A 20,574-nucleotide genomic window follows, 5' to 3' on the forward strand; every position below is an offset into this window, starting at 1 on the left:
AAAGCCTCCGGCGGGAGTATTTGGAGAAAGAAGAAGGACAGGCCCCTTTTCTCTTCTTTCCCCAATACTCAGGGGGAGTCCTCCCACAAGGGAGGGCGGGGGCAGCGCCCCCTGATCGCTGAACATCGCGTGCCCGGTTCGGACGCCGGGCTTGCCCCGCATGGGGCTCTGGGCTAGACCCCGCCGCGACTGCGGCCCCCCTTCAGGACATTTCCCATGGCCAAGCCCAAGAAGACCCCACGCCCCAAGGCCGAGACGCCGAAAGGGTTTCGCGACTATTTCGGCGCCGAGGTCACCCGGCGCGCCGAGATGCTGCGCCAGATCGCCGGGGTCTATCATCGCTACGGCTTCGACGCGCTGGAAAGCTCGGCCGTCGAGACGGTCGAGGCGCTGGGCAAGTTCCTGCCCGATGTCGACCGCCCGAACGAAGGCGTGTTCGCCTGGCAGGAGGACGCCGAGGGCGAGAAGCCCGGCGACTGGCTGGCGCTACGCTATGACATGACGGCGCCGTTGGCCCGCGTCTATGCCCAGCACCGCAACGATCTGCCGACGCCCTATCGCCGCTACACGATGGGCCCTGTCTGGCGGAACGAGAAACCGGGGCCGGGGCGCTTCCGGCAGTTCTACCAGTGCGATGCGGATACGGTGGGCACGGCCTCGATGGCCGCCGATGCCGAGATCTGCGCGATGTTGGCGGATACGCTGGAAGAGGTTGGCATTCCTCGAGGCGACTACATTGTGCGCGTGAACAACCGTAAGGTGTTGAGTGGGGTTCTGGATCGTGTTTTCGGAACCATCGATGCGGTTGCTGAAACCATGATAGAAGGCAATCCGACAGGCGAGGAGCGAAAGCAAGCGGTCCTGCGTACCATCGACAAGTTCGACAAGGTTGGCGAGTCTGGTGTCCGAGAGCTGCTTGGAAAAGGGCGCCTGGATGCGTCGGGAGCATACATCGACGGAGTCGGGCTTAGCGGAGAGCAAATCGAGCCAGTCATTCAGTTTCTTACGTCCAAGGGCTCCGACAACGAAGAGACGCTCGGGAACCTGCTTGCAACCGTCGGCACCAACCCTACTGGTGCGGCAGGTGTTCTGGAGTTGAGGCAAATCGCAGATCTGCTTGACGCGGGTGGGTATGGCTCTGATCGTATTCTAATCGACCCCTCCGTCGTGCGTGGCCTTGGCTACTACACAGGCCCGGTATACGAAGCCGAGCTGACCTTCGAAATCAAAGACGAAAAGGGCCGGCCCCGGCAGTTCGGGTCGGTTGCAGGTGGTGGGCGCTATGACGATCTGGTCAAGCGCTTCACAGGGCAGGAAGTGCCGGCGACGGGCGTCTCGATCGGGGTCGACAGGCTGCTGGCCGCTCTGGAAGCGAAGGGGCGGTTCAGTGACTCGGCCGAAGGACCCGTCGTTGTCACGGTAATGGATCGTGACCGGATGGCAGACTATCAGGCCATGGTCGCCGAATTGCGCAATGCCGGGATCCGGGCCGAGGTCTATCTGGGCAATCCGAAGAACTTCGGCAACCAGCTGAAATACGCGGACCGGCGCGGCTCTCCGGTCGCCATTATCCAGGGCTCGGCCGAGAAGGAGGCCGGGCAGGTGCAGATCAAGGACCTTATCCTTGGCGCGCAGATCGCGGCGGAAGCGACGCTGGAAGAATGGAAGGAACGGCCCAGCCAGTACGAGGTCGCGCGCGGCGATCTGGTGTCAACGGTGCGCCGGATCCTCGACGACCAGGGGCGCGGCTGATGGGTTGGCGGGCGGCAGAGCTGGCCCGGGCCGCGCGGCTGAAGGCGCTGTTCGAGACGGCCGGGGCAAAGCCGGTCGAAACCTCGGTGTTGCAACCGGCAGACCTGCTGCTGGACCTTTACGGCGAAGACATGCGCGCGCGGGCCTACGTGACGTGGGATGCGCTGCGGGGCGAGCTGATGCTGCGCCCGGACTTCACCGTGCCGGTGGTGCAGATGCACATGGAAGGCGGGGCCGATCCGGCGCGCTACACCTATTCGGGCGAGGTCTTCCGGCGGCAGGAGCAGGATCCGTCGCGGGCCAATGAATATGTCCAGGTGGGCTACGAGGTGTTCGACCGGGTCAACCCGGCGGCCGCCGACGCCGAGGTCTTCGCCCTGATCGCGCACGGGCTGTCGGAACTGTCGGGCCTGCGCGCGGTGACCGGCGATATCGGCATCCTGACGGCGGCGGTCGAGGGGCTGGAAACATCGTCGGCCCGCAAGGCGGCGCTCATGCGGCACCTGTGGCGGCCGCGGCGGTTCCGGGCGCTGTTGGACCGCTATTCCGGCAAGACGCCTATGCCGCCGTCGCGCACGGCGCTGTTGCAGGCGGCCACGACCGTGCCGGCCACCGCGCCCGAGATCGGGCGGCGACAGCTGGTCGAGGTCGAATCCCGGATCGAGACGCTGAAGATCGATTCCGCCACGCCGCCGATCGGTGGCGCGGCGCTGTCGGCACTGAACGCGCTTCTGGCGGTGCGCGAGACGATGCCCTTCGCCATGGAACAACTGCGCGACATCGCCATCGACCTGCCGGCGATCAGCCCGGCGCTCGACCGGCTGGAGGCACGGGTGGCGGCCTTGCGGACACGGGGCGTGGATGTGGACCGGCTGGAATTCGAGGCCTCCTACGGGCGGACCTCGATGGAATATTACGACGGGTTCGTCTTCGGCTTCGTGGCCGAGGCGCGGCCCGATCTGCCCCCCGTGGCCACCGGCGGGCGCTATGATGCGCTGACGCGGCGGCTGGGGCAGGGGGCCGAGATCCCGGCGGTGGGCGGCGTGATCCGGCCCGGCGTGATGCTGGAACTGGGAGCGGTCTGATGGGTGTGAAACTTGGCGTGCCGTCCAAGGGCCGGCTGATGGAAAAGACCTTCGACTGGTTCGAAAAGCGCGGCATCCGGCTGATGCGCGCGGGGTCGGAGCGGGAGTATTCCGGCGCGGTCGAGGGGATGGACGGCCTCGACCTTGTCCTGCTGTCGGCGGGAGAGATCCCGCGCGAGCTGGCGGCGGGGCGGATCCACCTGGGTGTGACCGGAACCGACCTGATCTACGAGAAACTGCCGCTGTGGCAGCAGCAGGTGGAAGAGATGGCGCCGATGGGCTTCGGTCAGGCGGATCTCGTGCTGGCGGTGCCGAAGTTCTGGCGCGATGTCGATACGCTCGACGATCTGGATGCGGCGGCAGCGGCCTTCCGGCGGGTGCATGGCGACCGGCTGCGGATCGCCACGAAGTATCACCGGCTGGTGCGGGAGTTCCTGACCGAAGGCGGCGTGGCGGATTACGCGCTGGTCGACAGCCAGGGCGCCACCGAAGGCACAGTGAAGAACGAAACGGCCGAGGCGATTGCCGACATAACCTCGACCGGCGAGACGCTGAAGGCCAACCACCTGAAGGTTCTGTCCGACGGGCCGATCCTGCGGTCTCAGGCGACGCTGTGGCGAAGCCGCGTGGCGGACTGCACGAACGCGGAACGGCTGGTTCTGAACGACTGCCTCGACCGGGTGCTGGACCCGGTCTGACGGCGCTCAGGCCGCCGCCAGGACGGGACCTTCCAGCAGGCGCATCAGATCTCCGAAATAGCCGCCCGAACGTGCGGGCTGCGTCGGGTCCGACGTGATCGCGACGGCGAGGTCGCGTGCAGGATGGGCGGCGATGATCTGGCCGCCATAGCCCCTCCCGAACACGTAGCCGGACCGCGTCAGGAACCAGCCGTACCCGTAGGAGAGCCCCGACCATGGCGACCGCGTGCGGGGCTGGCGCGAGGCCATGATCCAGTTTTCCGAGATCACCTGCTGCCCATCGTACCGGCCACCATCGCGCATCAGAATGGCGATCTTCAGCATGTCGGTCGGGCGCAGGGCCATCTCGTTCCCGCCAAGGTAATAGCCTTGCGGATCGCGGGTCCACGGCGGGATCGTGATACCCAGCGGATCGCCAAGGCGTTCTCGGGCAAGCGACAGGAGGCTTTGCCCGGACGCTTCGGCCAGCGCCGCCCCGAGGATGTGGGTCGAGCCGGTGGAATAGAGCATCCGCGTGCCGGGCTCCGCCTCCATCGGGCGGGAGAGCGCGTTGCCGAGCCAGTTTGGCGAGCTGATCCATTCGCCGTAGTTGGGGCCGGACGTGCGTTCGAGGCCCGCGCGGAGGGTGACGAGATCCTCCATCGTGATCCGCGCCGCGCCTTCGGTGACGTTGGCAGGCAGGATGGTCGGGGCGACGTCTGCCAGCGGTGCATCGACGGAGGCGATTTCGCCACGGTCGATAGCGGCGCCCAGCAGGAGGGCCACTATACTTTTTGAACATGACTTGATGTTGGCGGGGCGATCAAGCCCGGGACCGCGGGGAGCTTCTGCGAAGATGACGGTATCGCCGCGCCGGATCTGCAGGGAATGGATCTGGTCGAGCGCGCCGATGGCCGATTGCAGGTCGTCGGTGCGGGCCCGTGCGAATCCGGGTGCGGCAAGTGCCGCGGTGGCGGTGGCGAGAAGGTGTCGGCGGTGGATCATACGTTAAAGATGTATGCGCCGGGGCGCGTATCCACCGGTGCGGGGATCACGACTGCGTGGGAGAGGGTACGAAGGGACATCGCTTGCGCGCCCGTGACGCCCCGCCCGCCCACCCCCGTCGCATGCCTGGGGCATGCTCCTTGGCGCCACGGGCGCGCAAGCCGGGGCCGGTCACGTTGGTTGCGGGATACCGCCGGGGGACAGGGTACGCGTTACGAATGTGACCGGGCCCGGTCTTGGGGAAAAGATCGGGCGCCCGGGCTGAGGCGCGGCGCGACCTGCGGGATGGTTGCCATGCGGATGTAGCGGAAATGTGACGAAACCGGGCCACAGGGCCAGGTTTCTGTGGATAAGCCTAGTCGGCCGCCCCGGCGCGCGTGATCCGGCGAAGCGCGGTGCCGAGGCCGGTGGCGGTCACGAAGAGGCCCGCGGCGGTGCAGACGATGGACGGACCGGCCGGCGTGTCGAAGGCGAAGGCCAGTTGCAACCCGCCGAGCGCCGCGCCGATGGCGAAGACCGTGGCCAGGAGGGCCATCGCCTCGGGCGTGCGGACCAACGGTCGGGCGGCCGCGGCGGGCAGGATCAGGAGCGCCGTGATCAGCAACACACCCACGACCTTCAGCGCCACGGCCACCACGATGGCCAGCGCCAGCGTCAGCCCGAAGGCATCGCGCCCGGGCGCCGATCCGCCCGCGCGGGCGAGGTCGGGCGACAGCGTCGCCGTCAGCAGCGCGTTCCACCGCCAGCCCAGAAGCGCCAGCACCAGCCCGGCGCCGATCCAGACGATCAGCAGATCGCCCCGCGTCACAGCGAGGATATCGCCGAACAGATAGCTCATCAGGTCCAGCCGCACATGGCCCAGCAGGGCGACGGCGACCAGCCCGGCAGCCAGTGCGCTGTGGGCCAGCACCCCCAGCGCCGTGTCCATCGCCCGCGCCCGTCCGGCCAGTGCCGTGGCGGCCGAGGCCATGGCAAGCGCCGCGATCAGGACAGCGGGCATCGGCGGCATGTCTGTGGCCAGCGCCAGCGCGATTCCAAGGATCCCGGCATGGGCCGTGGCGTCGCCGAAATAGGCCATCCGGCGCCAGACCACGAAACAGCCAAGGGGCGCCGCGGCCAGTGCCACGCCAAGCGCCGCGATGTTGGCGCGCAGGAAGAAATCGTCGAACATTTGTATCACTCGGCCAGGCGCAGGGCCGGGGCATGGCGCGGGGTGTCACCGGGACTGCGGAGCGCCGTCACCTCGGGTGCGACGTCGCCGATCAGGGCGCGATAGGCGTCGGAGGAGGCAACTTCGGCGGCCGAGCCCTGCACCACGACCGTGCCGTCCAGCAGCACGATCCGGTCAGAGGCCGACATGACGACGCCCAGGTCGTGGCTGACCATCAGCACGGCGCAGCCCAGATCGCGGCGCGCGGCCTCGATCGCGCGGTAGAAAGCGGCGGTGCCTTCGGCGTCGAGCCCCTGTGTCGGCTCGTCCAGCAGCAGGAGTTGCGGACGGTTCAGGAGCGCGCGCGCCAGAAGCACGCGCTGACGCTGCCCGCCGGACAGGTCGGCCAGCTGCCTCTTGGCCAGCCGGTCCGTCCCCGTGCGGGTGAGGGCCTGGGCCACCGAATCGCGCCCGGCGCGGCGGGGCAGGTTCAGGAACCGGGTCACGGTCATCGGCAACGTGGGATCGAGCGCCAGGCTTTGCGGGACGTAGCCCACCCGCAGCCCGGGCATCGTTCCGATCGTGCCGGCGTCGGGCGTCACCGCGCCGATCAGGCTGCGCAGCAGCGTCGACTTACCCGAGCCATTGCGGCCGATGATCGTCACGATCTCGCCCGCGGCGACATTCAGCGACACGTCCCGCAGGACGCGCGCGGACCCCAGCCGGACGGAGAGCGCGCGGATCGTCACCACCGATTCCGCCGCCTCAGGCCGTTGGACGTATTTCAGGCCGGCCTTCACGGGCGGTCCCCGCCTTCGCTGCACGCGGGGCACAGGCCTTCGGCTTCGACCACGCGGGTTTCGACGACAAAGCCCGAAGCCGCGGCGGCATCGGTCAGCCCGTCCGTCGACCGGTCGCCTTCGGCTTCGGCCACCGTGCGACACTGGCGGCAGATCAGGAAGGCCGGGACATGAGAGGCATCGCCCGCGTCATGGTCGGCCAGAAGCATGCAGGCGGCATAGGCGTTCAGGCGCTCGATCCGGTGGATCAGCCCGGCGCGCAAAAGGAAGTCGAGCGCACGGTAGACGGTCGGCGGCTGCACGCTGTGCCCGCCTTTTCCAAGGATTTCGAGGATGTCATAGGCGCCCATCGCCTGATGGCCCTGCAACAGGATCTCGTACACCCGCCGCCGGGCGGGGGTGAATTGCAGCTTGGCATCGTGGCAGCGCGATTCGGCCCGTTCCAGGGCGTCGTCGATGCAGCCTGAATGGTCGTGTGCTTCGAATCCCAGTGCGGTCACGTCGAGCCTCCGTTCGTGTCGGATGGGGATTGATACAGTATAACATATCACCTATCAAGCGCCCTCGGTTCCTATTTCATTGCCGGAGATCCCGATGACCCACCAGACACCATTCCCCGCGCGCTGCACCCCGTGGACGACGGCGCGGCGGAGCCTTGCCGCGCTGGCCACAGTCTGTCTTGGCTCCGGCGCGCTGGCCGGGCCTGCGGTGACGACCGACATCGCGCCGGTCCAGTCGCTTGTCGCGCAGGTCATGGACGGCGTGGGCACGCCCGCGCTTCTGGTTCCGCAGGACGCTTCGCCGCACATGCTGTCGCTGAAGCCAAGCCAGGCGAAATCGCTGTCACAGGCGGATCTGGTGATCTGGGTCGGACCGGACCTGACGCCGTGGCTGGAGAAGTCGCTGGACAGCCTCGCGCCCGATGCCGTGCGCCTGACGTTGCTGGAAGAGGACGGGTTCGAACCGCTGCCGTTCCGCGAGGGGCTGGCCGGCCATGACGACCACGATGCGCATGACGATGACCATGCAGGGGAAGATCACGACGGTCACGACGACCATTCCGATCACGCCGACGACGGTCACGACGATCACGACGAGGAAGCTCATGACGATCACTCCGGGCACGGTCACGACGACCATGGCGACCACGGCGACCATGAGGACCACGCCGCAGAGGGCCATGCCGGTCACGACCACGGTGACGAGGACCCGCATGCGTGGCTCGACCCGACCGTTGCGCAAGCCTGGCTGGGCCTGATCGCCGCGCATCTGGCAGAGGTCGATCCCGACAACGCCGCGATCTACACCGCCAATGCGGAGAGGGCACAGGCGGCCCTGACCGCTCTGGACGAACGGCTGCAGGCGCAACTGGCGCCGGCGCAAACCGTGGCCTTCGTCACGGATCATGACGCGTTCCAGTATTTCGAGCGTCACTACGGGCTCGACTGGGTGGGGTCCGTCTCTGGCGGGGACGCCGCGGCCCCGGGTCCGCGCCGGATCGCAGAACTGCAGGAGGCGATGGCAGATCACGGCGTCCGCTGCGCCTTCGGGGAGCCGCAGGCCAGCGACAGGCTGCTGCGTGCCGCGACGGACGGGACCGGAATCACGCTTGGAACGATGGATCCGATCGGCCGCAACCTGACCCTTGGGCCGGATCTTTACCCGACGTTGCTGACCGATCTCGCAGGCGCGTTGACCGCCTGCGCGGCACAGTGATGTGAATGTGCCGCGGGCCGGGTTCCGTGCGGCGCCTCTTGAAGCCCCCAAGACGCGATACTAAGACTCAGTTAACGCATTTCCGGCTATGTTGCCGGTGCTAATAAAAGGGGCAGGCGCCATGAAGGACCCGATCTCGCAATTGACCAGCTTCGTGATCCCGACGGTGGAGGAAACCACCGCTCGCGGTTCCGTTCGGTACGACATCTTCTCGCGCCTGTTGAAGGAGCGGATCATTTTCGTTGCCGGCCCGATCCAGGACGACATGGCGACGATCATCGTTGCCCAGCTGCTGTTCCTGGAAGCGGAAAGCCCGTCGAAGGAAATCTCCATGTATATCAACAGCCCCGGGGGCATCGTGACCTCGGGCCTGTCGATCTACGACACCATGCAGTACATCAAGCCCAAGGTCGCGACCGTCTGCATCGGGCAGGCCTGTTCCATGGGGTCGCTGCTGCTTGTCGGCGGGGAGCCGGGCATGCGCATGTCGCTGCCCAACAGCCGGATCATGGTCCACCAGCCGTCGGGCGGGTACCAGGGCCAGGCGTCGGACATCATGATTCACGCGGCCGAGACTCAGAAGCTGAAGGACCGGCTGTACGAGATCTACACCAAGCATACAGGCCAGCCCAAGGACGTGGTCGAACGTGCGCTGGACCGCGACAACTTCATGTCCCCGGAAGAGGCGAAGGACTGGGGCCATATCGACGAGATCGTCGAACATCGCGGTACGGAAGAGTAGGATCGCTATCCGCGGCGCCTCTGGTGCCGCGGATGTCCCGCAACGTGCCGATGTTGCAGGCGAACCGGCCGTGATGGCAGTGTGTGACGTTACGTCACTTTGGTTTCCCGGCCGACGCGGCGGCACATTGTACGAACCGGGCCGGTGTGCCATACGCCGGATCCTGGGCCCGGTTGTAGTCCTGCGCGCGGCCGCCCGACAGCTTGCGCGTCTTAACCATTTGCTATGCGCGGGCCTTTACCGGTCCGGGCATTTTGAGATTGTAGTGAAAAAGGTGCTGTCCTAGATTGTCATGACGCCGGAACCGCAAGGCACAAGAACAGCAGCAGGCGGTGACTTCCGGCAATGACGGGGGCAAGTTGGACGTCGAAGCCCGAAAGGGAAGCCCGAAAGGTAGATCATGGCGACGAATTCTAGCGGCGACAGCAAGAACACTCTCTATTGCAGCTTCTGCGGCAAGAGCCAGCACGAGGTACGCAAGCTGATTGCCGGGCCGACGGTGTTCATCTGTGATGAATGCGTCGAGCTGTGCATGGACATCATCCGCGAGGAAACGAAAGCCGCCGGGCTGAAAACCTCGGACGGCGTGCCATCGCCCAAGGATATATGCGATGTTCTTGACGATTACGTGATTGGTCAGGCCCGCGCGAAACGCGTGCTCTCGGTCGCCGTGCACAACCACTACAAACGCCTGAACCATTCCCAGAAGGCCGGCGCGGATATCGAACTGGCAAAATCCAACATCCTGCTGATCGGCCCCACGGGCTGCGGCAAGACGCTGCTGGCCCAAACGCTGGCGCGCATTTTGGATGTGCCTTTCACGATGGCCGATGCCACGACGCTGACCGAAGCGGGCTATGTGGGCGAAGATGTGGAAAACATCATCCTCAAGCTGCTGCAGTCCAGCGAATACAATGTCGAACGCGCGCAGCGCGGGATCGTCTATATCGACGAAGTCGACAAGATCACCCGCAAGTCCGAAAACCCGTCGATCACGCGGGACGTTTCGGGCGAAGGCGTGCAGCAGGCCCTGCTGAAACTGATGGAAGGCACCGTCGCCTCCGTTCCGCCGCAAGGTGGGCGCAAGCATCCCCAGCAGGAATTCCTGCAGGTGGACACGACGAACATCCTTTTCATCTGCGGCGGCGCCTTTGCCGGGCTCGACCGGATCATTTCGCAACGCCACAAGGGTTCGGCCATGGGCTTTGGAGCCGATGTGCGCGACAAGGACGAACGCAATATCGGCGAGATCTTCGAGGATCTGGAACCCGAAGACCTGCTGAAATTCGGCCTGATCCCGGAATTCGTCGGCCGTCTGCCGGTTCTGGCAACGCTGGAAGACCTGGACGAAGACGCGCTGGTGACGATCCTGACATCGCCCAAGAACGCGCTGGTCAAGCAGTACCAGCGCCTGTTCGAACTGGAAGATACCGAACTGGTCTTCACCGACGACGCGCTGACGGCCATCGCCAAGCGCGCCATCGAACGCAAGACCGGTGCACGGGGCCTCCGTTCCATCCTCGAGGACATCCTGCTCGACACGATGTTCGATCTGCCCAGCCTCGACAGCGTGACCAAGGTCGTCGTGAACGAGGAATCGGCCATGTCGGATGCGGCGCCGCTGATGATCCATGCCGACGCGGAACGCGAACCGGCCACGGCAGGCTGATTCCACAGTCCTTGAAGGCGCTGCCCAAGGCGGCGCTTTCCCGCCCTGCGCCCCCGTGTCGCCGGGCAGGGCCACTGGACCTTCGCCCGGCTTTGCGCCATATCTTGTCAGGTCAAAAGGCCCGGAGGGATCGATGAGCATCAAGGACAAGTTCCTGAGCGCAACCACTTGGTGGCACGGTCAAACCCTGTCCACGAGGCTCTTCACCGCGCGCCACGGTACGAAGGTCGGCGAAGACGATCAGGGCAACATCTTCTATCGCAACAGCGACGACAGCCGCCGCTGGGTCATCTATAACGGCCTGGTCGAAGCCAGCCGCATCGGTGCCGACTGGCACGGGTGGCTGCACCGCACCTTCGACGATCTTCCCACGGACAAGCCGCTTGTGCACAAGTCGTGGGAAAAGCCGCATCACGAGAACATGACCGGCACGCCGCTGGCCTATGTGCCGCCCGGTTCGATCCGTCGCGCCGACCCTGTCGAGCGCAGCGATTACGAGGCCTGGAGCCCCGAATAACCCAAGGGACCCGACCCCATGTCACAAAATCCTGTCGAAATCGCGGTGGGCGGCGTCGTGCTTGCCGCTGCGATCGGCTTCGCCGTTTATGCCGGGCAGGCCGCCGGCCTGTCGCGCAGTGGTGACAGCTATGAACTCAAGGCCTCGTTCCGGTCGGTCGAAGGTATCAGTGTCGGCACCGATGTCCGCTTGGCGGGCGTGAAGATCGGCTCGATCTCGAACCTCGATCTCGATCCGCAGACCTACCGCGCCATGGCCACACTGACCGTCTCGCAGGACATCCAGGTGCCCGATGACAGCGCCGCGGTGATTTCCTCCGAAGGTCTGCTGGGCGGCAACTTCGTCGAAATCAGCCCCGGCGGGTCCTTGGACTACTTCGACCCGGGCGGCGAATTCACCGACACGCAAGGCTCGGTCAGCCTGATCTCGCTTCTCGTCAAGTTCGTGTCGGGGAGCAGCGACGAGTGATTCGTGCGCTCGTTCTTCTACTGGCGGGGCTGGTGGCGACACCGGCCCTGCCGCAGGCGCCGTCGGTTAATGCTGTGTCCGGTACCGGCGCCATTCTGCGCGGGCTCGACAAGGTGAACGGCCACGGGATGGATGTGGAACTGTCCCGCGGCGGGCGGGCCGTGATCTTCGGGCTGGACGTGCGGCTGGACGATTGCCGCTACCCGCCGAACAACCCGTCGGGCGACGGTTTCGCCTTGCTGACCATCCGCCGGCTGGGCGATCCCAAGGTGCTGTTCGAAGGCTGGATGATCGCGTCCTCGCCGGCGCTGAACGCGCTCGACGATCCGCGCTACGACGTCTGGGTCCTGCGCTGCATGATCTCCTGAGCTGACGGGATCGGCACATCGCCGAAGGATGCAGGCCGTTCGATGGCCTCGGCCAGCCGTCTGCGGTACTCGGCCCGCGTGATCTCGATCCCGCCCAGCGATGCCAGGTGCGCCGTCAGGAACTGCGTGTCGAACAGCCGGAAGCCGCCCTGCACGAGCCGGTCCACAAGATAGGCCAGCGCCACCTTCGATGCGTCGCGTCGGCGCGAGAACATGCTTTCCCCGAAGAACGCAGCCCCCAGCACCACGCCATAGACGCCGCCGACCAGAAGATCGCCTTCATAGACCTCCAGCGAATGGGCATGGCCCAGCCGGTGCAGGTCCAGGTAATGTTCGCGGATTTCGGTGTTGATCCACGTCTCGGCCCGTTCGGCGCAACCGTCGACGACACCTTCGAAATCCCGGTCCACCGCGATGGTGAAGCCGCCGTTCCGGATCCGTCGCGCAAGCGAGCGCGTGATCCGGAAACCGTCCAGCGGAATGATGCCGCGATGCCGCGGGTCGACCCAGAAGATCTCCGGGTCGTCGCGATGCTCGGCCATGGGGAAGATCCCGATGGAATAGGCATGCAGAAGCAATTCGGGGGAAAGCGTCATGACGGACCGCGGCGCGCCAGTGCCGCATCGCGCGTGAGCCGCCGGGGTGGGCGGTGAAGGCGCGATTCCTGCGCAGACCTCGCCTCCCGACCGCCCCTCAAGCACCTACTCCGCGACGGTGTGGCTGGCGAGCCATTGCTCCAGCCAATGGATATTGTAGTCGCCCGCCTGGATATCCGGTTCCTGCAGCAGCGCGTGGAACAGGGGCACGGTGGTGTGCACGCCGTCGACGATCAGTTCGCCCAGGGCGCGGTCCAGACGGGCCAGCGCCTCGGGCCGGTCGCGGCCGTGGACGATCAGCTTGCCGATCAGGCTGTCGTAGTTGGGCGGGATCTTGTAGCCGTCATAAAGCGCCGAATCCATCCGCACGCCCAGACCGCCCGGGGCGTGGTAGTGGCTGATCGTGCCGGGGCTCGGCGCGAAATCGGGCAGCTTCTCGGCGTTGATCCGCACTTCGATGGCATGGCCGCGGGGAACGAGATCCTCCTGCCGGAACGACATCTTCATGCCGGCCGCCACGCGGATCTGTTCGCGGACAAGGTCGACGCCCATGACCGCTTCGGTGACCGGGTGTTCGACCTGCAGGCGGGTGTTCATCTCGATGAAGTAGAACTCGCCGTTCTCGTAGAGGAACTCGACCGTGCCCGCGCCGGAGTAGCCAAGCTTGGCCATCGCGTCGGCGCAGATCTTGCCGATCCGCGCGCGTTCGGACGCGGTGATGGCGGGGCCGGGGGCTTCTTCCAGCACCTTCTGGTGGCGGCGTTGGAGCGAGCAATCGCGTTCGCCCAGGTGCACGGCCTGTCCGCGTCCGTCGCCGAAGATCTGGATCTCGATATGGCGGGGGGTGGTCAGGTATTTCTCGATATAGACTTCGTCATTGCCGAAGGCGGCCTTGGATTCCGACCGCGCGGTGTGGAAGGCGTTTTCCATGTCGGCCGCGGACATCGCGACCTTCATGCCGCGCCCGCCGCCGCCGGCGGTGGCCTTCACGATCACGGGGTAGCCCATTTCGGCGCCCAGCCGCTGGGCGCTTTCCAGATCGGGCACGCCGCCATCGCTTCCGGGCACGCAAGGAACGCCCAGGGCCTTCATCGTGTCCTTCGCGGTGATCTTGTCGCCCATCAGCCGGATATGTTCGGCCGAGGGTCCGATGAAGGCGATGTTCATCTCTTCAAGAATTTCGACGAAGCGGGCGTTTTCCGACAGGAAGCCATAGCCCGGGTGGATCGCTTCCGCGCCCGAGATCTCGCAGGCGGAGACGATCGACGGGATCGACAGGTAGCTGAGCGTGCCGGAAGGCGGGCCGATGCAGATCGATTCGTCGGCCATGCGCACGTGCATGGCGTCGCTGTCGGCGGTGGAATGAACGGCGACCGAGGCGATCCCCATCTCGCGCGCGGCACGCACGACACGGAGCGCGATCTCTCCTCGGTTGGCGATCAGGATCTTCTTGAACATGGTCTGGGTCCCGTCGCGGTCCTGTACTGGGTTGCCGCAGGCGCGGCGAACCGGATCAATCTGGGGCCGCATCATGCGGCCCCGCTGGATCAGTCGATGATGACGAGCGGCGTGCCGTATTCCACGGCGGCCTGGTCTTCCACGAGGATGCGGCGCACGGTCCCGGCCTTGGGCGCGGGAATGTGGTTCATGGTCTTCATCGCCTCGACGATCATGATCGTCTGGCCTTCGCTGACCGTGGCGCCCACCGCGACGAACGGATCGGCGCCGGGTTCGGGCTGAAGGTACACCGTTCCCACCATGGGAGAAGCGACAGCGCCGGGATGATCGGCGGGATCTTCCGGCGTTTCCGATGCAGGCGCGGGCGCCGCGGCCGATTGCGCGTGGGCTGTCGGGGCAGTTGCGGGCGCGGCCGGTTGGAACGCTGCCGGCGCGGCCTGCGGCGGGGGCGTGCGCACGACCCTTACGTTCAGGGTCTTGTCGGCGCCCATGTCACGTTCGACATGCAATTCGGTCAGATCGTTCTCGCGCAAGAGTTCCGCCAGTGCCCGAATGAAGGTCACGTCGGCGTCGTTGTTGCTCTCTTTCATACGGGTCCTCGGCCTTTGGCGAAACGGATGCCGTCCGTTTTCGGTTTTGGGGGCTTATAGGCGATGGGTTGACCGGAGAAAAGCGCTGTCGCGACAGAAGAGCCTTCGGGGGGCGCAGAAGATTGTCCTGCCGGGCGCGCGGACGCCCGTGATGCGACCGGGTCCGGGTCGGTCTGCCTCCTGTTCTTCGGAACCGGAGTGATCTTACCATGCGTCAGGCCCGGGTCCAACCGGCGCCATCGCGCCCGGTCCGGGGCCCGCCCGCCCACCCCGTCGGATCCCTGCGGGATCCGCCGACCCCGACCCCGGCCCGGGCGCGATGCCGCCTGAGCGGGCGGGGGCGAACGCGGCGGGCCAACGGAAACGGGCCGCGTGCGCAGCGCGGCCCGTTCGGGGTCCGTCAGGGACAAGGGATCAGATGGCGAGGTATTCCGCGCGGAGTTCGGCGTTATCCAGCACCTCGGCCGCGGAGGCGTCGAACACGACCGAGCCGGTGTCGAGGATCACGGCCCGGTCGGCCAGTTCCAGCGCACGCACGGCGTTCTGTTCGACGAGGATCGTGGTCATGCCCTGCTCCTTGATCGTGTGGAGCGTCTTTTCGATCTCGTCCACGATCACCGGGGCCAGGCCTTCGTAGGGTTCATCCAGCAGCAGCACCTTGATGTCGCGCGCCAGTGCGCGGGCGATGGCCAGCATCTGCTGTTCGCCGCCCGACAGCGTCGTGCCCTCCTGCTTGCGGCGTTCGCCGAGGCGCGGGAACAGTTCGTAGAGCCGTTCCAGCGACCAGCCGACGGGGGGCGCGATCTGGGCGAGCTGCAGGTTTTCCTCCACCGTCAGGCCCGCGATGATCCGGCGGTCTTCGGGGACAAGGCCCAGGCCCGCGCGGGCGGCCTGGTAGCTGGACATGGTGTGAAGCGGCTGGTGATCCAGCCAGATCTCGCCATGGGTGACCTGCGGATTGCCGATCCGGGCGATGGAGCGCAGGGTCGATGTCTTGCCGGCGCCGTTGCGGCCCAGAAGGGCAAGGATCTCGCCCTCGTGCACGTTGAAGCTGACGCCCTGCACAATGTAGCTTTCGCCGTAATAGGAATGGATGTCCCAGACCGACAGGAAGGCCGGCGCGGTGGCCGCCATGTTGGCGTTCTTTGAGAAGTCGGGTTTGATGTTCATTTCGGTATCCTCTCGGGTGGAGGGGGGCGGCGGGGAGCCCCGCCTTACGGGCTAGGCTGGCGCGGGGCCGGGCCTTACCCGCTTTCGCCCAGATAAGCTTCGCGCACCTTGGGATGGCCGCGGATCTTTTGCGGTTCGTCTTCCACCAACGGCGTGCCCTGGGCCAGGACGGTGATCCGTTCGGCCAGCGAAAACACCACGTGCATGTCGTGTTCGATGATCGCGATGGTGATGTCGCGTTCGTCCTTGATTTGTTTCAGCAGGTCGATCGTGTTGTTGGTGTCGGCCCGCGCCATGCCGGCGGTCGGTTCATCCAGCAGCAGAAGCCGCGGTTGCTGGGACAGGCACATGCCGATTTCCAGCCGCCGCTTGTCGCCGCGGGACAGGGATGCGGCGGTCATGTGGCGCTTGTCGGCCATGTTCATGTCCTCGAGCACCTGTTCGGCCTGTTCGATGACGTCCGTTTCGGTGTTGACCATGGCGACGGCGTGCATCCGGAACGCCCCGTCGCGCCGGGCGAAGACCGGGATCATCATGTTTTCCATCACGGTCAGGTCGCCGAAGATCTCGGGCGTCTGGAACACGCGGGAAATGCCCATCTGGTTGATCTCGTACGGAGACCGTCCCAGCACCGACTGGCCGTCGAACATGACCGACCCCGTATCCGGGATCAGCTTGCCGACAAGGCAGTTCAGAAGCGTCGACTTGCCGGCCCCGTTCGGCCCGATGATGGCATGAACCGAGTTCTCCTTGATCGAAAGGTTCACGTCGGACAGCGCCTTCAACCCGCCGAAGCGCTTGGAGACATTCTTGACGTCGAGAATACCCATCACGTGCTCTCCTTATTCCGCGGGTTCGGTCTTGGTGGCCTTCGACTTCTCGTCGGCCTGCTTGCGCCGGGAGAACAGCCCCCCGATCTTCTGTCCGCCTTCCACGAGCCCGCCGGGCAGGAAGATGACGACCAGCATGAACAGGATCCCAAGCGTCAGGTGCCAGCCCGAGCCGACGAAGTGTTCCGCCACCCAGACGACGAAGGTCTCGAGCCCGTCGGGCAGGAACGAGAACCACTGGTGCAGCGTCGCTTCGTTGATCTTCGAGAAGATGTTTTCGAAGTACTTGATGAAGCCCGCGCCCAGGACCGGACCGATCAGCGTGCCGGCGCCGCCAAGGATGGTCATCAGCACGACTTCGCCCGATGCCGTCCACTGCATCCGCTCGGCGCCTGCCAGCGGGTCCATCGAGGCCATGAGCCCGCCCGCCAGACCGGCATACATGCCGGAGATGATGAAGGCGGTCAGGGTGTAGGGCCGGATGTTCAGGCCGGTATAGTTCATCCGCTGCTGGTTCGATTTCACCGCCCGCAGCATCAGGCCGAAGGGTGACCGGAAGATGCGGATCGACAGGAAAAAGGCGATCAGCATGACCACGGCGCAGAAGTAGTAGCCGAAGTTGAACTGGAACAGCCATGCGCCCACGTCCATCTGGTAGGTTGATCGCATGTCCCAGCCAAAGAGGTTGGTCAGCGGGATCGACCCGTCGGGCGTCGCGGATTCCCCTAGGATGCGGGGATCGTTCAGCGTCAGTTGCAGGCCGGTTTCGCCATTGGTGATCGAGGTGCCGACAAAGCGGCCAATCAGGTCGGAATAGGCGATGGCGAACATCATCTGCGCGAAGGCCAGCGTGAGGATCGAAAAGTAGATCCCCGACCGCCGCAGCGTGATGTAGCCGATCAGCGCCGCGAAGAGCCCGCCCACGATGACGGCCAGCACGATGGCCGGGATCACGTTCATCGTCAGCAGCTTGAACATCCAGACCGCGGCGTAGGAGCCGACGCCGAGGAAGGCGGCATGCCCGAAGGACAGGTAGCCCGTCAGCCCGAAGAGGATGTTGAAGCCGATGGCGAAGATCCCAAAGATCACGAAACGCTGCATCAGGTCCGGGTAGCCGGCATTGAACTGCGCCATGGCGGAATCCGCCGGGAAGGGGTTGAGAAGGAACGGCGCCAGGAAGACCAGCAGCGCCACGATGATCAGAAGGGTCGTGTCTTTTTTGTCCAGACCGAACATGGTTTATTCCTCCATCACGCCCTTGCGGCCCATCAGGCCCCGCGGGCGGGTGAGCAGTACGACAATGGCAACGAGGTAGATGATGATCTGGTCGATGCCGGGCAGGATGGTCTTGACCTCGTTCATCGAGGCAAAGCTTTCCAGGATGCCCAGCAGGAACCCGGCCAGCACGGCGCCGGGCAGGCTGCCCATGCCGCCGACCACCACCACGACGAAGCTGAGGACCAGGAAATCCATGCCCATGTGATAGTTCGGTGCATTGATCGGCGCGTACATCACGCCCGCCAGCCCCGCCACCGCGGCGGCCAGCCCGAACATGATGGTGAAGCGCTTGTCGATGTCGATGCCCAGAAGGCCCACCGTCTCGCGGTCCGCCATGCCGGCGCGGACGACCATGCCGAAGGTGGTGAACTGCAGGAACGAAAAGACCGCGGCGATGATGATCGCGGCAAAGCCGAAGTAAACAAGCCGCCAGTAGGGATAGATGATCACGTTGGGATCGAACCCCAGCAACTGGCCGAAATCGAACGATCCACGGAAGGCGTCGGGCGCCGGCGTCTGGATCGGGTTGGCGCCGTAATAGTGCTTGATCAGCTCTTGCAGAACGATGGCAAGGCCGAAGGTCACCAGGATCTGGTCGGCATGGGGGCGCTTGTAGAAATGCTTGATCAGGCCGCGTTCCATCGCGTAGCCGATGAGCAGCATGACCGGGATCGCAAAGAGGATCGCCAGCGGCACCGACCATTCGATGATCGAGGCGCCCACCTCGGGGCCGAACCAGCTTTCGATATAGGGCGTCTTGACCTTCATCGGGTTGCCCAGGAAATCGGTCCGGGTCGGGTCGACGGTTTCATAGCTGAGCGTCAGCAGGCGTTGCACGGTGACGGCGCAGAAGGCGCCGATCATGAACAAGGCGCCGTGGGCGAAGTTCACGACACCCAGCGTGCCGAAGATCAGGGTAAGGCCGAGGGCGATCAGCGCATAGGCGGACCCCTTGTCGAGCCCGTTCAGGATTTGGAGGATGATGGCATCCATCGGCGTTCTCTCCTGGCGAAAACTGGCGGAAAGACTGTACCGCGCGACCGGTCAAATCCTTGGGCCGGTCCGGCGGTTGCAGGATCCCGGCCGCGCGCCAGGCGCGCGACCGGGCGTTCGGTCGGATCAGGCGCCCGGGTTGCAGGTGCCCAGGTTGCCGCCTGCGAACATCGGGTTGTCGGGCTCGTACCAGACCTGTGCGGTCGGCGTGATCTCGACGACTTCCAGAAGGTCGAACTCGGACTCCGGGTTGTCCTTCCCTTTCACGACCAGCACGTCCTTGAAGCACTGGTGGTCGGCCGAACGGTACAGCGTCGGGCCGTTGCCCAGGCCGTCGAACAGGAAGCCCTTGTTGGCGTCCGACGAAATGCCCGGCAGCGAGCTGTCGTCGCCTTCCAGCGCTTCGACCACCGAACAGGGGTTGAACGAACCGCCGCGTTCCACGGCATCGGCATAAAGCAGCGTCTGCACGTAGCAGGTGTGCGCCGCCTGGCTGGGCGGGAAGCCGTACTTGGTGCCGAAGCTTTGCACGAAGGCCTTGGAGCCGTCGTCCTGCAGCGACCAGTGCCAGTTGGTGGACCCGAAGATGCCTTTCACGTTCTCGCCGGCACCCTTGGCCATCAGGCGGGAATAGAGCGGCACGACGATTTCGAAGTTCTTGCCGTTCACCTGCTTGTCACGGAGGCCGAACTGCACGGCGTTGGTCAGCGAGTTGACCATGTTCCCGCCGTAGTGGTTCAGGACCAGCACGTCGGCGCCCGAGTTCAGGACCGGCGCGATGTAGGACGAGAAGTCGGTCGACGCGAGCGGCGTCAGCACGTTGTTGACGGTTTCCCAGCCCTGTGCCTCGGTCGCGGCGGCGATGGATTCCTGCTGCGTCCAGCCCCAGGTGTAGTCGGCCGTCAGGTGATAGGCCTTGCGGTCCGGGCCGTACAATTTGGCCAGAACCGGCGCCAGTGCGGCGCCCGACATGTAGGCATCGAAGAAGTGGCGGAAGCCGTTGGCCTTCTTGTCCTTGCCGGTGGTGTCGTTCGAATGGGTGAGGCCGGCCATGAAGATCACGCCGGCTTCCTGGCAGAGCGCCTGCACGGCCACCGCCACGCCCGAGGACGAGCCGCCGGTTATCATGATGGCGCCGTCTTTTTCGATCATCGACTTGGCCGATGCGCGGGCGGCGTCGGATTTGGTCTGGGTGTCGCCGGTGACGTATTCCACCTTCTTGCCCAGGATCCCGTTGCCCTTCAGCGCCTTGGACGAGAAGGTGTTCAGCATTCCGCCGTCGCCTTCGCCGTTCAGATGCTCGACCGCCAGCTGGTAGGCGCGAAGCTCGTCCGCGCCTTCATCGGCATAGGGGCCGGTCTGGGGAACGTTGAAGCCCAGCGTGACCGAACTTCCCGTCGGTTCGTTCGTGAAGGCCGAGGCCTGCGAGGCCGTGAAAATCGTCGGCAGTGCCACACCGGCGCCCGCGACGGCACCAGTTTTGAGCACGCCGCGGCGCGAGATATCCTTGTTGGACATGGAGATCCTCCCAATTATCCCTTTTTGAATTCCGTCGCGCAGGCTCCTCTTTCCCACAGGACGGCGCACAATCGTGCAAATTCACTATGCGAGGGATATGTAAAACAATGCAATAAACCCTTTGCATGACACAAAATTTCTGTAAAAATATGAACAGCTCTATAACGCATTCAGTAAAGTTTTTACGCTGCG

At 65.3% G+C, this 20,574-nt stretch carries 21 protein-coding genes; 9 read left to right on the forward strand and 12 right to left on the reverse strand.

Annotated features, from left to right (window positions below; translation table 11 throughout):
- Positions 1 to 216: 216 nt before the first annotated feature.
- Genes hisS through hisG form a run of 3 tightly spaced genes read left to right on the forward strand, consistent with a single transcriptional unit; the run spans position 217 to position 3,535 of the window.
- Positions 217 to 1,752: a histidine--tRNA ligase gene (gene hisS, locus D4754_RS03570; protein WP_121061499.1), complete on the forward strand. Its 1,536-nt coding sequence runs from the start codon at positions 217 to 219 to the stop codon at positions 1,750 to 1,752.
- On the forward strand, positions 1,752 to 2,837 hold the full coding sequence (locus D4754_RS03575; RefSeq protein WP_121061500.1) for an ATP phosphoribosyltransferase regulatory subunit: 1,086 nt from the start codon (positions 1,752 to 1,754) through the stop codon (positions 2,835 to 2,837). Before hisS ends, D4754_RS03575 begins: the two co-directional genes overlap by 1 nt.
- Positions 2,837 to 3,535: an ATP phosphoribosyltransferase gene (hisG, locus tag D4754_RS03580; RefSeq protein ID WP_121061501.1), complete on the forward strand. Its 699-nt coding sequence runs from the start codon at positions 2,837 to 2,839 to the stop codon at positions 3,533 to 3,535. The genes D4754_RS03575 and hisG overlap by 1 nt, the downstream gene beginning before the upstream one ends.
- Before the next feature lie 6 nt (positions 3,536 to 3,541).
- Here the strand turns inward: hisG and D4754_RS03585 are convergent, their stop codons facing one another.
- From D4754_RS03585 to D4754_RS03600, 4 genes are all read right to left on the reverse strand, one after another.
- Positions 3,542 to 4,519 carry a serine hydrolase domain-containing protein gene (locus D4754_RS03585; RefSeq protein ID WP_121061502.1) on the reverse strand — a complete coding sequence of 326 codons (978 nt, stop codon included), beginning with the start codon at positions 4,517 to 4,519 and terminating at the stop codon, positions 3,542 to 3,544.
- 355 nt (positions 4,520 to 4,874) lie between these two features.
- Positions 4,875 to 5,690 carry a metal ABC transporter permease gene (locus D4754_RS03590; protein ID WP_121061503.1) on the reverse strand — a complete coding sequence of 272 codons (816 nt, stop codon included), beginning with the start codon at positions 5,688 to 5,690 and terminating at the stop codon, positions 4,875 to 4,877.
- 5 nt (positions 5,691 to 5,695) lie between these two features.
- Positions 5,696 to 6,469, reverse strand: a complete 774-nt coding sequence (locus tag D4754_RS03595) for a metal ABC transporter ATP-binding protein (RefSeq protein WP_240453729.1) — start codon at positions 6,467 to 6,469, stop codon at positions 5,696 to 5,698.
- Complete coding sequence (locus tag D4754_RS03600) at positions 6,466 to 6,969, reverse strand: Fur family transcriptional regulator (protein ID WP_121061504.1); 504 nt, start codon at positions 6,967 to 6,969, stop codon at positions 6,466 to 6,468. Before D4754_RS03600 ends, D4754_RS03595 begins: the two co-directional genes overlap by 4 nt.
- 94 nt (positions 6,970 to 7,063) lie before the next feature.
- On the opposite strand from D4754_RS03600, the gene D4754_RS03605 reads away from it, so the two are divergent.
- The 6 genes from D4754_RS03605 to D4754_RS03630 all read left to right on the forward strand — a co-directional run bounded on the left by D4754_RS03605 (position 7,064) and on the right by D4754_RS03630 (position 11,949).
- Positions 7,064 to 8,185: a zinc ABC transporter substrate-binding protein gene (locus D4754_RS03605; protein ID WP_121061505.1), complete on the forward strand. Its 1,122-nt coding sequence runs from the start codon at positions 7,064 to 7,066 to the stop codon at positions 8,183 to 8,185.
- Positions 8,186 to 8,306: 121 nt separating this feature from the next.
- A complete protein-coding gene (locus D4754_RS03610) occupies positions 8,307 to 8,927 on the forward strand; it encodes an ATP-dependent Clp protease proteolytic subunit (RefSeq protein WP_121061506.1) in 621 nt (206 codons plus the stop codon).
- A 400-nt stretch (positions 8,928 to 9,327) separates the two neighbouring features.
- Positions 9,328 to 10,596: an ATP-dependent Clp protease ATP-binding subunit ClpX gene (gene clpX, locus D4754_RS03615; RefSeq protein WP_121061507.1), complete on the forward strand. Its 1,269-nt coding sequence runs from the start codon at positions 9,328 to 9,330 to the stop codon at positions 10,594 to 10,596.
- 133 nt (positions 10,597 to 10,729) lie between these two features.
- Positions 10,730 to 11,113 carry an NADH:ubiquinone oxidoreductase subunit NDUFA12 gene (locus D4754_RS03620; protein WP_121061508.1) on the forward strand — a complete coding sequence of 128 codons (384 nt, stop codon included), beginning with the start codon at positions 10,730 to 10,732 and terminating at the stop codon, positions 11,111 to 11,113.
- An 18-nt stretch (positions 11,114 to 11,131) separates the two neighbouring features.
- Complete coding sequence (gene mlaD / locus D4754_RS03625) at positions 11,132 to 11,581, forward strand: outer membrane lipid asymmetry maintenance protein MlaD (RefSeq protein WP_121061509.1); 450 nt, start codon at positions 11,132 to 11,134, stop codon at positions 11,579 to 11,581.
- A complete protein-coding gene (locus D4754_RS03630) occupies positions 11,581 to 11,949 on the forward strand; it encodes a DUF2155 domain-containing protein (RefSeq protein ID WP_420837194.1) in 369 nt (122 codons plus the stop codon). Before mlaD ends, D4754_RS03630 begins: the two co-directional genes overlap by 1 nt.
- On the opposite strand, the gene aat is transcribed toward D4754_RS03630, so the two are convergent.
- From aat to D4754_RS03670, 8 genes are all read right to left on the reverse strand, one after another.
- Positions 11,913 to 12,545, reverse strand: a complete 633-nt coding sequence (gene aat / locus D4754_RS03635; protein ID WP_121061510.1) for a leucyl/phenylalanyl-tRNA--protein transferase — start codon at positions 12,543 to 12,545, stop codon at positions 11,913 to 11,915. The two genes, D4754_RS03630 and aat, sit on opposite strands and share 37 nt — an antisense overlap.
- Positions 12,546 to 12,650: 105 nt before the next feature.
- A complete protein-coding gene (gene accC, locus D4754_RS03640) occupies positions 12,651 to 14,003 on the reverse strand; it encodes an acetyl-CoA carboxylase biotin carboxylase subunit (RefSeq protein ID WP_121061511.1) in 1,353 nt (450 codons plus the stop codon).
- Positions 14,004 to 14,092: 89 nt separating this feature from the next.
- The gene (gene accB, locus D4754_RS03645; RefSeq protein ID WP_121061512.1) at positions 14,093 to 14,593 is read right to left on the reverse strand and encodes an acetyl-CoA carboxylase biotin carboxyl carrier protein; all 501 of its coding nucleotides are present in this window, start codon (positions 14,591 to 14,593) and stop codon (positions 14,093 to 14,095) included.
- A gap of 414 nt (positions 14,594 to 15,007) precedes the next feature.
- Positions 15,008 to 15,763 carry an ABC transporter ATP-binding protein gene (locus tag D4754_RS03650; RefSeq protein WP_121061513.1) on the reverse strand — a complete coding sequence of 252 codons (756 nt, stop codon included), beginning with the start codon at positions 15,761 to 15,763 and terminating at the stop codon, positions 15,008 to 15,010.
- A gap of 74 nt (positions 15,764 to 15,837) precedes the next feature.
- Entirely contained in the window at positions 15,838 to 16,593 is a 756-nt protein-coding gene (locus tag D4754_RS03655; RefSeq protein WP_121061514.1) for an ABC transporter ATP-binding protein, read from the reverse strand.
- Between the two features lie 12 nt (positions 16,594 to 16,605).
- The gene (locus D4754_RS03660) at positions 16,606 to 17,829 is read right to left on the reverse strand and encodes a branched-chain amino acid ABC transporter permease (RefSeq protein ID WP_121061515.1); all 1,224 of its coding nucleotides are present in this window, start codon (positions 17,827 to 17,829) and stop codon (positions 16,606 to 16,608) included.
- Between the two features lie 3 nt (positions 17,830 to 17,832).
- Positions 17,833 to 18,864: a branched-chain amino acid ABC transporter permease gene (locus D4754_RS03665; protein WP_121061516.1), complete on the reverse strand. Its 1,032-nt coding sequence runs from the start codon at positions 18,862 to 18,864 to the stop codon at positions 17,833 to 17,835.
- A 126-nt stretch (positions 18,865 to 18,990) separates the two neighbouring features.
- Entirely contained in the window at positions 18,991 to 20,382 is a 1,392-nt protein-coding gene (locus D4754_RS03670; RefSeq protein WP_121061517.1) for an ABC transporter substrate-binding protein, read from the reverse strand.
- Positions 20,383 to 20,574 lie beyond the last annotated feature (192 nt).

The sequence above is a fragment of the Chachezhania antarctica genome, assembly GCF_003646465.1.
Taxonomy (GTDB): domain Bacteria; phylum Pseudomonadota; class Alphaproteobacteria; order Rhodobacterales; family Rhodobacteraceae; genus Chachezhania; species Chachezhania antarctica.

Bases quoted from the DNA above. Each gene is read 5' to 3' on its own strand.
- hisS (WP_121061499.1), top strand. From the start codon at position 217: ATGGCCAAGCCCAAGAAGACCCCACGCCCCAAGGCCGAGACGCCGAAA.
- D4754_RS03575 (WP_121061500.1), top strand. From the start codon at position 1,752: ATGGGTTGGCGGGCGGCAGAGCTGGCCCGGGCCGCGCGGCTGAAGGCG.
- hisG (WP_121061501.1), top strand. From the start codon at position 2,837: ATGGGTGTGAAACTTGGCGTGCCGTCCAAGGGCCGGCTGATGGAAAAG.
- D4754_RS03585 (WP_121061502.1), bottom strand. From the start codon at position 4,519: ATGATCCACCGCCGACACCTTCTCGCCACCGCCACCGCGGCACTTGCC.
- D4754_RS03590 (WP_121061503.1), bottom strand. From the start codon at position 5,690: ATGTTCGACGATTTCTTCCTGCGCGCCAACATCGCGGCGCTTGGCGTG.
- D4754_RS03605 (WP_121061505.1), top strand. From the start codon at position 7,064: ATGACCCACCAGACACCATTCCCCGCGCGCTGCACCCCGTGGACGACG.
- D4754_RS03610 (WP_121061506.1), top strand. From the start codon at position 8,307: ATGAAGGACCCGATCTCGCAATTGACCAGCTTCGTGATCCCGACGGTG.
- clpX (WP_121061507.1), top strand. From the start codon at position 9,328: ATGGCGACGAATTCTAGCGGCGACAGCAAGAACACTCTCTATTGCAGC.
- D4754_RS03620 (WP_121061508.1), top strand. From the start codon at position 10,730: ATGAGCATCAAGGACAAGTTCCTGAGCGCAACCACTTGGTGGCACGGT.
- mlaD (WP_121061509.1), top strand. From the start codon at position 11,132: ATGTCACAAAATCCTGTCGAAATCGCGGTGGGCGGCGTCGTGCTTGCC.
- aat (WP_121061510.1), bottom strand. From the start codon at position 12,545: ATGACGCTTTCCCCCGAATTGCTTCTGCATGCCTATTCCATCGGGATC.
- accC (WP_121061511.1), bottom strand. From the start codon at position 14,003: ATGTTCAAGAAGATCCTGATCGCCAACCGAGGAGAGATCGCGCTCCGT.
- accB (WP_121061512.1), bottom strand. From the start codon at position 14,593: ATGAAAGAGAGCAACAACGACGCCGACGTGACCTTCATTCGGGCACTG.
- D4754_RS03650 (WP_121061513.1), bottom strand. From the start codon at position 15,763: ATGAACATCAAACCCGACTTCTCAAAGAACGCCAACATGGCGGCCACC.
- D4754_RS03655 (WP_121061514.1), bottom strand. From the start codon at position 16,593: ATGGGTATTCTCGACGTCAAGAATGTCTCCAAGCGCTTCGGCGGGTTG.
- D4754_RS03660 (WP_121061515.1), bottom strand. From the start codon at position 17,829: ATGTTCGGTCTGGACAAAAAAGACACGACCCTTCTGATCATCGTGGCG.
- D4754_RS03665 (WP_121061516.1), bottom strand. From the start codon at position 18,864: ATGGATGCCATCATCCTCCAAATCCTGAACGGGCTCGACAAGGGGTCC.
- D4754_RS03670 (WP_121061517.1), bottom strand. From the start codon at position 20,382: ATGTCCAACAAGGATATCTCGCGCCGCGGCGTGCTCAAAACTGGTGCC.